At 37.8% G+C, this 14,877-nt stretch carries 15 protein-coding genes; 13 read left to right on the top strand and 2 right to left on the bottom strand.

Annotated elements, in window-relative coordinates; genetic code table 11:
* Nucleotides 1–93: 93 nt before the first annotated feature.
* The 8 genes from ASF92_RS03785 (at nucleotide 94) to ASF92_RS03750 (ending at nucleotide 8,476) form a co-directional block, all read left to right on the top strand.
* Nucleotides 94–1,962: a CocE/NonD family hydrolase gene (locus tag ASF92_RS03785; protein WP_056087991.1), complete on the top strand. Its 1,869-nt coding sequence runs from the start codon at nucleotides 94–96 to the stop codon at nucleotides 1,960–1,962.
* Between the two features lie 5 nt (nucleotides 1,963–1,967).
* Nucleotides 1,968–3,839, top strand: coding sequence for a CocE/NonD family hydrolase (locus ASF92_RS03780; protein WP_056087987.1), 1,872 nt, complete (start codon nucleotides 1,968–1,970; stop codon nucleotides 3,837–3,839).
* Nucleotides 3,840–3,911: 72 nt separating this feature from the next.
* Complete coding sequence (locus tag ASF92_RS03775) at nucleotides 3,912–5,570, top strand: M1 family metallopeptidase (RefSeq protein ID WP_056087982.1); 1,659 nt, start codon at nucleotides 3,912–3,914, stop codon at nucleotides 5,568–5,570.
* 222 nt (nucleotides 5,571–5,792) lie between these two features.
* Nucleotides 5,793–6,521: a head GIN domain-containing protein gene (locus ASF92_RS03770; protein WP_056087978.1), complete on the top strand. Its 729-nt coding sequence runs from the start codon at nucleotides 5,793–5,795 to the stop codon at nucleotides 6,519–6,521.
* 116 nt (nucleotides 6,522–6,637) lie between these two features.
* On the top strand, nucleotides 6,638–7,084 hold the full coding sequence (locus tag ASF92_RS03765) for a DUF1572 family protein (RefSeq protein ID WP_056087976.1): 447 nt from the start codon (nucleotides 6,638–6,640) through the stop codon (nucleotides 7,082–7,084).
* Nucleotides 7,085–7,154: 70 nt separating this feature from the next.
* Entirely contained in the window at nucleotides 7,155–7,481 is a 327-nt protein-coding gene (locus ASF92_RS03760; RefSeq protein ID WP_056087972.1) for a helix-turn-helix transcriptional regulator, read from the top strand.
* A gap of 41 nt (nucleotides 7,482–7,522) precedes the next feature.
* Nucleotides 7,523–7,993, top strand: coding sequence for a DUF6428 family protein (locus tag ASF92_RS03755; RefSeq protein ID WP_056087968.1), 471 nt, complete (start codon nucleotides 7,523–7,525; stop codon nucleotides 7,991–7,993).
* Nucleotides 7,994–8,044: 51 nt separating this feature from the next.
* The gene (locus ASF92_RS03750) at nucleotides 8,045–8,476 is read left to right on the top strand and encodes an arsenate reductase ArsC (protein WP_056087964.1); all 432 of its coding nucleotides are present in this window, start codon (nucleotides 8,045–8,047) and stop codon (nucleotides 8,474–8,476) included.
* Here ASF92_RS03750 and ASF92_RS03745 read toward each other — a convergent pair.
* Together ASF92_RS03745 and ASF92_RS03740 are read right to left on the bottom strand one after the other, a co-directional pair.
* The gene (locus tag ASF92_RS03745; RefSeq protein WP_056087961.1) at nucleotides 8,473–9,363 is read right to left on the bottom strand and encodes a hypothetical protein; all 891 of its coding nucleotides are present in this window, start codon (nucleotides 9,361–9,363) and stop codon (nucleotides 8,473–8,475) included. The two genes, ASF92_RS03750 and ASF92_RS03745, sit on opposite strands and share 4 nt — an antisense overlap.
* Nucleotides 9,364–9,459: 96 nt before the next feature.
* Nucleotides 9,460–10,164, bottom strand: a complete 705-nt coding sequence (locus ASF92_RS03740) for a DUF2490 domain-containing protein (protein ID WP_056087958.1) — start codon at nucleotides 10,162–10,164, stop codon at nucleotides 9,460–9,462.
* A 417-nt stretch (nucleotides 10,165–10,581) separates the two neighbouring features.
* Between ASF92_RS03740 and fabV the strand changes: the two genes are divergently transcribed.
* The 5 genes from fabV (at nucleotide 10,582) to ASF92_RS03715 (ending at nucleotide 14,740) form a co-directional block, all read left to right on the top strand.
* The gene (gene fabV, locus ASF92_RS03735; RefSeq protein WP_056087955.1) at nucleotides 10,582–11,775 is read left to right on the top strand and encodes an enoyl-ACP reductase FabV; all 1,194 of its coding nucleotides are present in this window, start codon (nucleotides 10,582–10,584) and stop codon (nucleotides 11,773–11,775) included.
* A gap of 169 nt (nucleotides 11,776–11,944) precedes the next feature.
* Nucleotides 11,945–12,481: a GNAT family N-acetyltransferase gene (locus tag ASF92_RS03730; protein ID WP_056087953.1), complete on the top strand. Its 537-nt coding sequence runs from the start codon at nucleotides 11,945–11,947 to the stop codon at nucleotides 12,479–12,481.
* Nucleotides 12,482–12,742: 261 nt separating this feature from the next.
* Nucleotides 12,743–13,195 (top strand): cold-shock protein, encoded by a 453-nt coding sequence (locus ASF92_RS03725; RefSeq protein ID WP_056087950.1) that lies wholly within the window; start codon nucleotides 12,743–12,745, stop codon nucleotides 13,193–13,195.
* A gap of 445 nt (nucleotides 13,196–13,640) precedes the next feature.
* Complete coding sequence (locus ASF92_RS03720; RefSeq protein WP_056087948.1) at nucleotides 13,641–14,327, top strand: SIMPL domain-containing protein; 687 nt, start codon at nucleotides 13,641–13,643, stop codon at nucleotides 14,325–14,327.
* A gap of 98 nt (nucleotides 14,328–14,425) precedes the next feature.
* Entirely contained in the window at nucleotides 14,426–14,740 is a 315-nt protein-coding gene (locus ASF92_RS03715; RefSeq protein WP_056087945.1) for a hypothetical protein, read from the top strand.
* Nucleotides 14,741–14,877 lie beyond the last annotated feature (137 nt).

Genomic DNA, 14,877 nt, shown 5'->3' with positions numbered 1-14,877 from the left:
TAAATATCCTAACAAACCTTTTACCACATGTTTTTCCTAATCAGTTCTGATAAATACTATATTTAAATTTTATTCTCAAAAACCAACAAAAAAATGAAATTTAGTGCAATTTTCAGTCTCTTAGTTTGTTTGCTTATTTCGGGTAACCTATTTGCACAACAATCCGATTCAGCTTATGTGAGAGCAAATTATACAAAAATAGAACGTCAGATACCCATGCGTGATGGGGTAAAACTTTTCACTTCAATTTATATACCCAAAAATCAAAACGGAAAATATCCCTTCCTCATTAACAGGACACCGTATACAGTGGCACCCTATGGTGAGGATAAATATAAACTCAGTTTAGGAAATTTTCCTGCCATGATGCGGGAAGGTTTTATTTTTGTTTACCAGGACGTTCGCGGAAGGTGGATGAGTGAAGGAACTTTTGAGGACATACGGCCACAAACGTCGAAAAAAGGCAAGACGGCTGTTGATGAAAGTACAGACACGTATGATACAATTGACTGGCTGGTTAAAAACATTAAAAATAACAATGGGAACGCCGGTATTTACGGAATTTCTTACCCTGGTTTTTATTCTACAACGTCATTGCCGAATGCACATCCGGCGCTAAAAGCAGTATCACCGCAGGCACCTGTTACAGATTGGTTCGTTGGTGATGACTTTCACCATGGAGGAGCTTTGTTTTTAATGGATGCATTCAGCTTTATGAGTGGCTTCGGCGTTCCGCGCCCGAATCCAATTACACCTGATAAAGGTCCGAAAGGTTTTCAATTCCCTATACAGGATAATTATCGCTTTTATTTAGAAGCCGGCTCCGTTAAAAATCTAAAGGATAAATACTTTGCAGATAGCATAAAATTCTGGAATGATTTATTTAAGCACCCTAACCTGGATACGTTCTGGAAAGCAAGGTACATTTTGCCACATTTAACGAAGGTAAAGCCTGCGGTTATGGTTGTAGGTGGTTTTTTTGATGCGGAAGATGCTTACGGAACTTTTGCAACCTATAAAGCCATAGAAAAACAAAACCCTGGTGCGAATAACATTTTAGTGGCTGGTCCCTGGTTTCATGGAGGCTGGGTTCGTGGCGATGGGTCTTATTTTGGAGACATTAAATTTGGAAGGACGACCAGTATTGATTACCAGCAGCAATACGAATTGCCTTTCTTTAAACATTACCTGAAAGGTGAAGGCAATTTTAACGCAGCTGAAGCCAACATTTTTATAACCGGAAGCAATGAATGGAAACAATTCAGCAATTGGCCACCAAGAGATGTAGAAACCAAAAACCTCTACTTACACCCTAATGGAAAACTTGCTTTCGAGAAAGTTGGCCGAACAGATAGTTGGGATGAATATGTAAGTGACCCGAATCAACCTGTTCCATACCAGGATGGTGTACAAGCGAAACGGACACGGGAATATATGATAGACGACCAGCGTTTTGCTGCCCGTAGGCCTGATGTTAAAACGTATCAGACCGATGCTTTAACCGAAGATATTACTTTAACGGGACCGGTTCTGGCAAATCTCGTGGTTTCTACATCCGGAACGGATGCTGATTACGTTGTAAAACTAATCGATGTGTATCCTGAAAATGAGCCGAACCCAGCGCCAAACCCGAACGATATCATTATGGGTGGTTATGAAATGCTGGTTCGGGGTGAAATTCTGCGTGGTAAATACCGCAACAGTTTCGAAAAACCTGAACCTTTCATTCCCGGTGCAATTACCAAGGTGAATTACGCCTTGCCTGATGTGGCACATACATTCAAAAAAGGCCATAAAATGATGATTCAGATTCAAAATTCATGGTTCCCTTTAGCCGATAGAAATCCTCAAAAATTTATGGATATTTATCAGGCGGAGCCTGGCGATTTTCAAAAAGCGACACATAAAATTTACCACGACACCTCAAACAGTTCATACATCAGCGTATCCGTTTTAAAATAATCAATATGAAATATCTTAAACTTGTTATTTGCGTTTTTCTTATATCCACTACCGCAAGCTTTGCGCAAACAAACGGCAGCTATCCACAGGGAAATTTTACCAAAAAGGAAATGTACATTACTATGCGGGATGGCGTGAAGCTTTTTACAGCCGTTTACATGCCGAAAGATGCGTCAAAGGATAAAAAATATCCAATGATTATGCAGCGAACCTGCTACAGCATAGCGCCATATGGTGAAGACAAGTTTCCTTCTAAGTTAAGTCCTTCTGATTTGATGATGAAAGAAGGATATATTGTTGTTATGCAGGATGTACGTGGCCGATACAAGAGCGAAGGTACTTTTACAAACATGACCCCGGTTATCGACAACAAAAAAGCTAAAACTGATGTTGACGAAGGTTCTGACACCTACGATACGATTGATTGGTTAGTAAAAAATATCCCGAATAATAATGGTAGAGTTGGTCAGTGGGGCATTTCTTATCCTGGGTTTTATACCGCTGCAGGTATCCTGAGCAATCACCCGGCATTAAAAGCATCATCACCGCAGGCCCCAATTTCGGATTTCTTCTTTGATGACTTTCACCACAACGGTTCATTTCTCCAGAGCTATTTCTTTACTTTCCCGGTATTTGGCATTCAAAAAACAAAACCTGAAACGGGTGCATGGTACAACAACACCATAATAAATCCTAAAACAAAAGATGGCTACCAGTTTGCATTGGATTTGGGCCCCTTAACAAATGCGGATAAATATTATAAGAATAATTTCTTCTGGCAGGAAACGGTAAATCACCCCAACTACGATGAATTCTGGCAAAAACGTGGTTTATTAAAACATTACAATACCATTAAACCAGCGGTAATGGTGGTAGGTGGCTGGTACGATGCGGAAGATTTATCTGGTCCGCTGAATATTTACAAGACCATAGAAAAGAAAAACCCGGCGGCTTATAACACAATCGTAATGGGGCCTTTCGGACATGGGCGATGGAGCCGCGAAACCGGCCATACCATGCACAGTAATGTTTATTTTGGAGACAGCATTGCGACTTTTTACCAGAAAAACATCGAAGCGAAATTCTTCAATCATTTCTTAAAAGGCAAAGGCGACAAAAATACGGGCTTGCCTGAAGCGTATATGTACGATACCGGAAAAAAAGATTGGGGAACGTTTGATAAATGGCCAACAGAAAAAGCCAGCAAACAAAAATTATACTTAGGATCCGATGGAAAATTAAGTATGACGGCTCCGGCAACAGCAGGTTCAGTTAGTTACATCAGCGACCCGATGAAACCTGTTCCCTATACTGAAGACCTAACTACAACATTGGGATTTACACCACATAATTATATGAGCGAAGATCAGCGTTTTGCGGGCCGTCGACCGGATGTTCTGATTTATCAAACCGATGTTTTAGAAAATGACATCACCCTTGGTGGCGAAATTATGTCGCACCTTAAAATTGCGACGACCGGAACAGATGCTGATTTCATTGTAAAGCTGATTGATGTTTACCCTTCCGATGAGCCCAACAATCCGTATATGCCAAACAAGAACATTACCTTAAGCAATTACTGGCAAATGGTTCGTTCGGAGATTATGCCGGCTCGTTTTCGTAATAGTTTTGAAAAACCAGAAGCTTTGGCTGCTAACCAAAAAACAGCTGTAAATTTCAAATTGCAGGATGTTTTGCACACCTTTAAAAAAGGCCACCGGATTATGATCCAGGTTCAAAGTACGGCATTCCCTCTATTTGCCCGAAACCCACAAAAATTTGTAGATAACCCATATAAAGCGACAGAAGCTGATTATATTAAAGCGACTCAAACCGTATTTAATGATAGCTTTATTGAGGTTGATGTGATTAAATAAATTTAATTAAAAGACGGCCTATTTTGCTCCCATCATTGCGAGGCACGAAGCAATGATGATAACTTATAAAAAATGAAAAAAACACTTTTAATCCTTGCTTTTGCCTTTTCCATTTCGACTTTGTATGCTCAAATGCTAGGCAAAAACCAGGTTAACTCAAGGGCGGATAGCCTCCGTGGAACGTTAACACCTTTACGCACTTGCTATGATATTAACTACTACCATCTGGATGTTAAAATCGATATCGACCAAAAATCAGTTGCTGGTAGCAACGAATTTGCTTTTACAGCAACGAAAGATTTCAAGAAACTTCAATTCGATTTATTTTCAAATTTAAAAGTTGAAAAAGTAGTGTATAAAGGCATAGAATTACCAACAACAAGGGAATATAATGCCGTTTTTGTTACATTTCCTAAAACCATAAAAAAAGGAAGCAAAGATAAATTTGTGGTTTTTTATTCTGGAAATCCTACGGTAGCCAAAAATGCACCTTGGGATGGTGGATTCATCTTCAAAAAAGATGCTGCAGGAAATCCGTTTGTATCGGTTGCCTGCCAGGGTTTGGGCGCCAGCGTTTGGTGGCCAAATAAAGATCACCAGAGTGATGAGGTAGACAGCATGCTAATCAGCATTAGCGTACCGAAAGAACTTCAGGAAATATCAAACGGCAGGTTACGAAATGTAGTAGATAAACCAGATGGTTACAAGCAATATAACTGGTTTGTAAGCAACCCAATTAACAATTATGATGTAACTTTCTATATTGGTAAGTATGCACATTGGGCGGATAACTACAATGGAGAAGCCGGTAAATTGACTCTTGATTTCTGGGCTTTGCAAGCAGATAGTACAAAAGCACGCTCACATTGGGAGGCAGATGTAAAACCAATGATAAAGTGTTTTGAATATTGGTTCGGTCAATACCCTTGGTATAAAGACGGCTATAAGTTAGTTCAGGCGCCACATCTGGGCATGGAACACCAAAGTGCAGTTGCTTATGGCAACCAATTTAAAAAAGGCTATTTGGGCAGAGATTTAAGCAGAACAGGCCACGGCTTAAAATGGGATTTTATAACCATCCATGAAAGCGGGCATGAGTGGTTTGGAAACAACATAACTGCTAAGGATATTGCTGATATGTGGATTCATGAAGGGTTTACAAATTATTCAGAAGTGCTCTTTGTAGAATGTACCGAGGATAAAAAGGCGGCAAATGAATACGTAATCGGGCTTCAAAAGATTATCTCTAATGATATTCCTGTAATTGGCCCATATGGCGTAAATAAAGAAGGTTCTGGCGATATGTATCCTAAAGGTGCGAATCTCATCCATACCATAAGGCAGCTAATCAACAATGACGAAAAATTCAGACAAATTCTAAGAGGTCTGAATAAAACTTTTTACCATAAAACAGTGACTACAGCTGAAGTAGAAAATTACATCTCGAAAAACAGCGGATTAAAACTTGATAAGGTTTTTGATCAATATTTACGTTACACGAAAATTCCGGTTCTAGAGTATAAGATTGACAAAGACGCCCTTTCTTACCGCTGGATTACAGATGTAAAAGGTTTTGATATGCCTGTTAGGGTAACTTTAAAAGACGGTGCATACACGCTTATCAGACCAACAAACGACTGGAAAACCATCAAAACAGATGGAAGCATTACCGGCGATAACTTTAAGAATGATCCTTTGTTTTACATCGCTTTAAAAAAGAATACTGATTAGTAAGCTTATTAAGCCTTTCCAGATTCAGGCTCATCCGATGTCAATAAAAACCATTCAATACCAAAACGGCAAAATCTGAAGGAAGGAATTAATCAGACGAGTTCTGTGTTGTTCTTAAAGAAATTTATTTACGAATGCAACTTTTTTTAAAAGCGAACGTCTTATTAATTAAAACCTGGTTAAACGCCTTAATAATTACAAAGAGGCCTAAATTTAAGAACAATGAAAAAAATACTATCCATTCTATTTGTAGCATTATTATTTACAGTAAATTTTAATGCAACAGCTAAACCGGTTACCATATGTTCTAATACGTATTCGGATGACGAACGCGATGTTAGAAATTTTAGCGGAGTTGCTGCAGGTGGGCCGATTAACGTCGTGGTTACTTTAGGCAGCACTGAAAGTTGCAGATTTGAAGGCGATGCTGATGCCATTTCCACACTTATAACTGAAGTAAAAGGAAATGTTTTGATTATCCGCCCACAAAATAGCTGGACGAGCTGGGAGCATAAATATGAAAACAAAAAAATTACAGCTTACATAACGGCCAAAACAATCAACAGCTTAACCATGAGTGGTTCAGGGAGCATGATTGTAAAAGGCAATATAAACACAGGAACATTTTCAGCAGTAGTAAGCGGATCGGGTACAATTACGGCAAATGCAAAAACAAATGATTTAAGTGCCGTAATTAGCGGATCAGGAAAGTTAAACATTAATGGATCGGCTGATGATGCAAAAGTTGTTATCAGCGGTTCCGGTAATTTTTCAGGCAGCAATTTCTCTGTAGATAACCTGTCTTCTACTTTAAGTGGATCAGGCACAATTAATATTAAAGCAGACAACTCCATAAAAGCGGTTATCAGTGGATCAGGTAATATTAATTATTCAGGCAACGCCACCGTAGAGAAAACGGTTATCGGTTCGGGAAGAATCAGAAAAATTTAATTAAGAACACACAAATGAACTCATTGCCCTGAATTGTTTCAGGGCATTTTTTTTGAATTTATATTCTTAAACTTTAATAAATTCGTTTAAAATTACATGTCCTTTCAAAAATTCTGATGTTAACACAAACATTAAAGTCGCTCTTTACCCGAGACCTGAACAGACTTAAGGTCGAAATTGAATCTTATGGGAATGAATCGAACCTTTGGAAAGTCGAGCCTGATATTGCTAACTCAGCCGGCAACCTGTGTCTGCATCTAATCGAAAACCTGAACACTTACATTGGTGCTACGTTAGGCGGCAAAAACTATATCAGAAATCGCCCGCTTGAGTTTTCGACAAAAAATATCCCTAGAAAGGAATTAATCACTGGGATTGAGGAAACGATAATTATAGTTGAACAAACACTTGATAAAATAAATCAGGAGGCGATTGAAGCTGAATATCCTTTATTAGTTTTCGACGAAAAAACAACTACAGAATTTTTTCTAGTTCACCTGACCACCCATCTCTCCTACCATCTGGGCCAAATTAACTATCACAGAAGGCTGTTAGATAAATGATCCATACTTTGCTTAGCAATATTTGATTTGTCAGAACTATATCGTAATATTGCAATATATAAATACAATCATGGGTGCAAGTAAAACAGAACATTTTACTGAAAAACAAAATCAGATTGCATTAATTGCGAAAGCATTAGGCCATCCTGCAAGAATCGCAATTATCGACTATTTACTCAAAGTAAATGAATGTATTTGCGGTGATATTGTGAATGAGTTACCACTTGCGCAACCAACCATTTCTCAGCATTTAAAGGAGTTAAAAAATGCCGGATTAATCAAAGGAAATATTGAAGGCAATGCAATTTGCTATTGTATCAATGAACAAAACTTCGATATTTTGAATGCCTACTTTACTAACATCATTACTACAATAACAGATAAAAACTGCTGTTAACATTTTTTCCTTACTGAAATACTTTTTAAAACAATTAATTTATGAAACTGTCAGAACTTAAAAAATACCTCGAAACAGCTGAAACGGTTAATTTCAGATTGCCATCTGGCGAATTTGTACCGGAACATTTCCACGTAACAGAAGTTGGCATGGTGACTAAACATTTTGTCGACTGCGGCGGCATAGAACGGCTGGAAAAGGTAGTGAACTTTCAGCTTTGGAATGCCGATGACTTCGAGCACCGGATGAAACCTGCAAAACTATTAAACATCATCCATCTTTCAGAAGAAAAGCTGGGTATTGGAAACCTTGAAATTGAAGTTGAATATCAATCAGATACTATCGGAAGATACGATTTAGGGTTTGATGGAAAAAATTTCGAATTAATCTCAAAAACAACTGCATGTCTTGCACCCGATAGTTGCGGCATTACTCAGCCTAAACCAAAAATTTTATTGACCCAGCTTCAATCAGCGCCATCTTCCTGCACACCTGGAGGAGGCTGTTGCTAGGCCGCAGTTTATAGAATAAGAACCTTTTCTGAAGAAGACAATTATTAAGATTTGAAAAATGTATTAGTGCTTTGCACAGGCAATAGTTGCAGAAGCCAGATTGCGGAAGCATACCTAAGGCACTTCGCAGGCGACGATGTCAAAATTTATAGTGCCGGCATTGAAACCCATGGTGTAAATCCGAAAGCGATAAAAACGATGAATGATGATGGCATTGACATTAGTAGCCATACATCAAATCACGTTGACGAATATCAGCACATCAGGTTTGATTACATCATTACGGTTTGTGACAATGCCAAAGAAAATTGCCCTTTCTATCCAACGGAGGCGAAAAGGTTTCATTATAACTTCCCTGACCCTGCAAAAGCAAGAGGCATTGACGAAGAAGTCGATAAAGCCTTTGATGAAGTTAGGGCGTTGATAAAAATTTACTGCCAATTATTTGTAAAGGAGCAGTTGGAAACAAAGAATCATTTTTAAAAATGGACACCAACCGTCCACATGTTTTCTAGGTAGTTTATTTTCTGACTGGCCTTATCCAACTCATCCCATCCTGTGGTGTGTACGTTGGTTAAGTTAGTCGCGCCAACTTTAGTCGTATTTTGAAGATAAATATTTTTCCAAACATAAAATTTCAAACCAATTTTAGCCGAAATACCATATCCTGAAATACTAAAATGATTGTTTCTTCCCTGTCCAAATAAACGAACATCAGAACGTGGAACCATTAAGCCAGCACCTAATCCGGTTTCTAAAGTTAAAGAAGTATTTCCTCCGGGAGCAACCCAAATGTCATCGTAACGTTCAACCTCTATATTAGCATAATTGAAACCATCTGTGTGTTCATAGGTCAACATGCTTTCCTTAACGTTAATCATCTGTCCGTTATAATCCCCGGCCAGGGTGCCTGTAGGCACATTATCATGAGATATATTTGTTCCGATATGACCTGTTATTGCTACCGTTTGAGGTATATCCATTACGTACTTCATATGATCCCAGCCAAGTGAAATGCTGTAATTGTCTTTAATGAAGTAACCTAAGCGGATGTTGTACTGAGGAACTGTGATTAAACTTGGATTTAAATAGTTCCAGCTCAATTTCGATTGCCTGTCATGTGCTACCACATCTTTTATGGTAAAATCATAATTCGGACCTTGAAAACGGATATCGCTTTTCCCATACCACGAACTGTTATAACCCCAGTGAAAGTAGAAATCACCTTTTCTGGAATCTTTTCTTGTATGCTCTGGATTAAATAAGCTTTTGGATGTTGGAGCAATGTTTTTAGAGGATGCTTTAACTTCCTGGGCTTGCATCCGCTTGCCAAATAACAGTGCTAAAAATAGAATCGGGAATTTTTTCACGCAGCAAATTGAACGAAAAGCATCATAAATACCAACCGCTTTAACAATTTGTACAAGTTCATGTTTAAAAAATGACTTTAAAACATTAAAACAATATTAGAATCGGGTGTAAACTGCCAATTGTATAATATTATTGTTCGTATGATTTGAGGTATTTTTTACGGCTTGATTTATGTAGCCTGCCTCAACATCAAACTTTTTAGAAAAACGATAACCTGCTGCCAGATATAAACGGTTTTGGTCGAATACGCTGTTATTGATTTTCTCTTTGTTCTGCAGGTTTAAAAACACTTCGTTTTGCAACGCAACAAATGGACCGTTTGTAAATCCTGATTCTACTTTGACCAGAGGTTGGATCAGCCTGAAAAAGTACCTGAAACGCTGTGAAAACACTTCCTCATTGGCTCTTTCGATAAAACGCTGTTCCACCCTCAAGCGATGTGCAGCGAAAATAGAGCTCAGCTTATGTGTATAAATGTATTGTTCAAAAATACGATGCTCATGCATAACTGCATTTGAGCTTCCTATTAATTGGCTTTGTGTAGTCTGCCACAAATAACCCAATGCAACATTATTTTTGTCATTAATAAAATACTGAATTGCCGGGCGAACTAAAGTATTCCGAACGTACTTCCAATCATCGGCGGAACGAACCTGCACATCAAATTGCAAACCCCAATGTTTGTTGAACTTCGTGTTATTTAAAAACATAAACCAACCTGTATTTTGGTATTGTGTCTGGGCAGAAAGCTTTTCTAATGCCATGAAAGAAATCACAGCAAATAATAATATTTTTTTCATAAAAGATAATCCGGTTTTATCTGTCGTGCTAAATTAAACGAAATATAGCAAAGAAAAAAAAGCGTTGTTAATTAAATGAATTCAGTTTTTCAAGTACGAAGCTTAGATCTATAAGCTGAAGTCCAAAGGCCCGTTTGAAATCTGTCTACACTAGATTCCCAACGCTTTGTTCCTAATATATTATGGGTTCAGCATCAAGAAATTTGTATTTCTCTGTAAAACTCGATGTCATCTCCTGTTAAAAGGTCGTCTGCAATTTTGTGGCGCTTTCCAAATCACATTACTATTTAAAAACCTTCATTATTAAAATTTCATTTAGCGGTAAGGAATTAAAAATTTATCTTCGTTAAAGATTTGGCTTCTGAAAGGACTTCGGGAGATTCCATTTCAATATTACAAACGTAAAATAAGAATAAAATGATTATTGAACCGAGAATGAGGGGCTTTATTTGTTTAACGGCACACCCTGATGGCTGCGCTCAAAACGTAAAGAACCAAATTGAATATGTAAAATCAAAAGGCGCTATAAACGGACCTAAAAGAGTATTGGTAATTGGTGCATCAACAGGTTTTGGCCTGGCATCACGTATCACTGCTGCTTATGGTTCTAATGCAGCAACAATTGGTGTGTTCTTTGAAAAAGCACCTTCGGCTGGCAAAACTGCATCACCGGGCTGGTATAATAGCGCTGCTTTCGAAAAAGAAGCTCACGCCGCAGGTTTATACGCGAAAAGTATTAATGGCGATGCTTTTTCGAAAGAAATCAAAGCAAAAACAATTGAATTAATTAAAGCAGATCTGGCTCAGGTAGATTTGGTGATTTACAGCCTGGCTTCGCCAGTTAGAAAACATCCGGACTCCGAGGTTTTGCACCGTTCTACTTTGAAACCAATCGGTGGAACCTACACTAACAAAACGGTTGATTTCCATACAGGAAATGTAAGCGAGATTTCTATCGAGCCAGCTACTGAAGAAGATATTGCAAACACCATCGCTGTTATGGGTGGCGAAGATTGGGCCATGTGGATTGATGCTTTAAAAGCGGAAAACTTATTGGCTGATGGCGCTACCACAGTTGCTTATTCCTATATCGGCCCAAAATTAACTGAACCAGTTTACCGTAAAGGAACAATCGGCCGTGCCAAAGATGATTTAGAAGCAACCGCCTTTACTATTGCAAATAAATTGAAAGACATCAATGGTAAAGCTTACGTTTCAGTAAACAAGGCATTGGTTACGCAAGCAAGTTCGGCTATTCCGGTAATTCCTTTGTATATTTCCTTGCTGTATAAAATAATGAAAGAAGAAGGCATTCATGAAGGCACGATCGAGCAAATTCAGCGTTTATATGCTGACAGATTATATACAGGTGATGTAATTCCTGTTGATGAACAAGGCAGAATCAGAATCGACGACTGGGAAATGCGTGACGATGTGCAAGCCAAAGTTGCAAAACTCTGGGAAGAAGCAAGCACCGAAACTTTACCGGCAATCGGCGATTTGCCAGGTTACCGTTCCGATTTCCTGAGCTTATTCGGCTTTGAAATTGATAATGTTGATTATCAGAAAGAAGCTAACGAACTGGTAGAAATTGAAGGATTAGTGGACTAAAGGCAGTTTCGCATCTCGTCATTTTGATTCGATAGCTATCTTATGCAGCGCTGCGAAATGGATAAATAATTGTCCACAGCTTTTATGCACAAAGATTTCTCTCGAAATGACGACTATATAAATAACATCAACGGCCGGTTTTCCCCGGCCGTTTTTAATGTACGCAATTATGAGTTTCGATTTACAACCCGTATTGGAAAACGATTTGATTAGGATCATTCCGTTAAAAGAGGCAGATTTTGAAAAACTTTATGCCGTCGCATCCGATCCTTTAGTCTGGGAACAACATCCAAATAAAGACCGCTATAAACGAGAAGTTTTTGAAAACTTTTTCAAAGGTGCGATAGAATCAAATGGCGCATTCATCGTGTACGACAAAGCAACAGATAAAGTGGTTGGCAGTTCAAGATATTATGAGCTGAACAATGACAATAATTCGGTTGCCATCGGTTATACTTTCATTGGAAGAGATTTTTGGGGCATTGGCCATAATTCCGCCTTAAAGAAACTGATGCTGGATTACGCTTTTCAATTTGTAGATAAAATAATTCTGCATATTGGTGCTACAAATTTCCGGTCTCAAAAAGCAACAGAAAAACTCGGCGCTGTAAAAATCAGCGAAATTGAAGTGGCGTATTACGGAGAACCCTTAAAATGGAACTTCGAATATCAAATTGATAAAGCAAAGTGGACGCAAAAGGCTTAGTTTCATAGCCAAAGATTAGCAGATTGTTTTTGTATTTGATTGACCACGGAAATACTGAAGCACAAAAAAGATTAAGTGCAATTCCTTGTAAATCTGTGTTTCAGTGGCAATGTTTCCAAGAATTCAAATCTGCGAATCTGTGGCTGAAAGCTGTTACAAACAACGCTTGGCGGAATAAAGTCGTGTTTTCATTTTAGTATTGTTATATTTGTATAATTCCCATCTACTTACTCCATTAAAAAACAAAACAATTAAATAAATATGGCTAAATCTCAGGCAACTTACAGTAAAAAAGAGAACGAAAAAAAACGATTAAAAAAACAAAAGGACAAACAAGAGAAAAAAGAAGAGCGTCAATCTAATGCAAAAAAAGGGTTAGCACTCGAAGAAATGTTTGCATACGTTGATGAAAATGGTAACATTTCGTCTACGCCACCAGATCCTAAAAAGAAAAAAGTATTTAACATTGAGGATGTTCAAATCGGTATCACCAGACAAGAAGATATTATTGATGAAAACCCGGTTAAAAAAGGTACTGTTACATTCTTTAATGATAGCAAAGGTTACGGCTTCATTAAAAATACCGAGACTCAGGATAGTATTTTTGTTCACGCCAATGGTTGTGTAACTCAAATTAAAGAAGGTGATAAAGTTACTTTTGAAGTAGAAATGGGTCAAAAAGGACCAACTGCAGTTAAGGTTACTAAAATATAATCAGTTCTCCGCTTACAGTGTTCTAAAACTGTAATAACGCAATTAAAATTTTGCAGAAAATTCTGCTGCGCCGGGTTTTATAAACATTTATAATTCCGTCTGTTTGAGCATAAAACCTAGCGCATATTTTCCTTTTATTTATTTTTCGTAAAATATTCGGGCTACGATACGCTTCTACGGACTTCATTCCTGAAGTTATTACAGACTCATTTAGCTGAGCTGCATTAGTGCTCATTCGAGGGACACGAAGAAATATAGCACAAACCGTTTAAATTAAACCTGAAGGCAACGGTAGCCTCCATTTTCATCCGAGCTAAAGTGAACAGCAGGACTAATCTTGCCCGTAGCTATCACCTTTCGTTTTCAAAAAACATAAATTTTCAAATCCCGGTGTGGAATTTGTACTTAAGTAACATCATTACAGCACACACAAAGAAAATAAATTATGAAAAAGTTATTAGCAATTGCATTCGTTGCATTTTTAGGTCTCTCATCAGCAATGGCACAACAGGTAGATTTGCGCAGAAAAATTAATGTGAGCGGTTTGGCAGAGACAGAAGTAACACCTGATATTATTTACATTGGCATTTCGCTGAAGGAATATTTAAACGGCAAGAAAAAAGTTGAAATTACTGAACTGGAAAAACAACTTTATGCTACGGTGCAAAAAGCAGGCATTTCAAAAGAAAATTTAACCATCAGCAATTTAAGCAGTTGGAATTATGCCACTGAAAAAAAGAAAAATCCTGACTTTTTAGCGAGTAAACAATACCGCTTAAAAGTTGCTGATTTAAATAAATTCAATGCTTTGATAGATGGGATTGATGCGAAAGGAATTGCAAGCACCAACATTGAAAGCTATGATTACTCTAAAATCGAAACTTTAAAAAAAGAATTAAAAATTAAAGCTCTAATGGCTGCGAAGGAAAAAGCCGCTTACATGGTTGAGGCTTTAGGTGATAAATTAGGTGGTGTAATTGAAATACAAGATGGTGGAGACAATGTTATACAACCCGTTTACAGAAGCTATATGATGAAAGCAGAAGTCGCTGATGCGACCGGAGCACCGGAAATAGATTTCAAGAAAATTAAGCTCAGTTTCACTGTAAACGCTGTTTTCGAGATTAAATAACTTTTTCAGGAACCAATTTATTCTTTTTTAAAACCTACCAACACAAATTGGTAGGTTTTTTGTTAAGCAAACATCGAAACACTAAAAAATAAAACGTTATGAAAAAATTTATTTACACCCTTGCGCTTATTTTCTCTTTAGGTATCAGTTTTAACTCGGTACAGGCTGCAGACAAAAAAGCTAAAAACCCTACTGAGTTGACTGCTGAACAATCTATGCAGTTGGAAAAAATTAAGACCCGTGTTGAAGAAATCAGAGACATGGATAAGTCTAACCTGACTAAAGCTGAACGTAAAGCTTTACGTAGTGAGTTAAGAGAGCTAAAAGGTCAGGCACGCGCAGTTTCTGGCGGTGTTTACCTTTCAGTTGGTGCAATTATCATCATCATCTTATTGTTGATTTTGATTTTATAATTCAAAATACATTACATCTATCTATAAAAACAAAAAGCTTTGCATCGCTGCAAAGCTTTTTTTATGGTCGTTTTTTGAAGTTATCTGGCCCTGCGCAAAAGAGAACTTCGCAAGTCTGCACTTGGCCTTCGTGCGGG

The organism is Pedobacter sp. Leaf176 (genome assembly GCF_001424305.1).
Lineage (GTDB): Bacteria > Bacteroidota > Bacteroidia > Sphingobacteriales > Sphingobacteriaceae > Pedobacter.
Note: the sequence above shows the minus strand (reverse complement) of the source record. Positions and strands in the feature narration are given on the sequence as shown.

What these genes read in the sequence shown, in the direction of transcription:
- ASF92_RS03785 (WP_056087991.1), top strand. Translation starts at nt 94, where the DNA reads ATGAAATTTAGTGCAATTTTCAGTCTCTTAGTTTGTTTGCTTATTTCG.
- ASF92_RS03780 (WP_056087987.1), top strand. Translation starts at nt 1,968, where the DNA reads ATGAAATATCTTAAACTTGTTATTTGCGTTTTTCTTATATCCACTACC.
- ASF92_RS03775 (WP_056087982.1), top strand. Translation starts at nt 3,912, where the DNA reads ATGAAAAAAACACTTTTAATCCTTGCTTTTGCCTTTTCCATTTCGACT.
- ASF92_RS03770 (WP_056087978.1), top strand. Translation starts at nt 5,793, where the DNA reads ATGAAAAAAATACTATCCATTCTATTTGTAGCATTATTATTTACAGTA.
- ASF92_RS03765 (WP_056087976.1), top strand. Translation starts at nt 6,638, where the DNA reads ATGTTAACACAAACATTAAAGTCGCTCTTTACCCGAGACCTGAACAGA.
- ASF92_RS03760 (WP_056087972.1), top strand. Translation starts at nt 7,155, where the DNA reads ATGGGTGCAAGTAAAACAGAACATTTTACTGAAAAACAAAATCAGATT.
- ASF92_RS03755 (WP_056087968.1), top strand. Translation starts at nt 7,523, where the DNA reads ATGAAACTGTCAGAACTTAAAAAATACCTCGAAACAGCTGAAACGGTT.
- ASF92_RS03740 (WP_056087958.1), bottom strand. Translation starts at nt 10,164, where the DNA reads ATGAAAAAAATATTATTATTTGCTGTGATTTCTTTCATGGCATTAGAA.
- fabV (WP_056087955.1), top strand. Translation starts at nt 10,582, where the DNA reads ATGATTATTGAACCGAGAATGAGGGGCTTTATTTGTTTAACGGCACAC.
- ASF92_RS03730 (WP_056087953.1), top strand. Translation starts at nt 11,945, where the DNA reads ATGAGTTTCGATTTACAACCCGTATTGGAAAACGATTTGATTAGGATC.
- ASF92_RS03725 (WP_056087950.1), top strand. Translation starts at nt 12,743, where the DNA reads ATGGCTAAATCTCAGGCAACTTACAGTAAAAAAGAGAACGAAAAAAAA.
- ASF92_RS03720 (WP_056087948.1), top strand. Translation starts at nt 13,641, where the DNA reads ATGAAAAAGTTATTAGCAATTGCATTCGTTGCATTTTTAGGTCTCTCA.
- ASF92_RS03715 (WP_056087945.1), top strand. Translation starts at nt 14,426, where the DNA reads ATGAAAAAATTTATTTACACCCTTGCGCTTATTTTCTCTTTAGGTATC.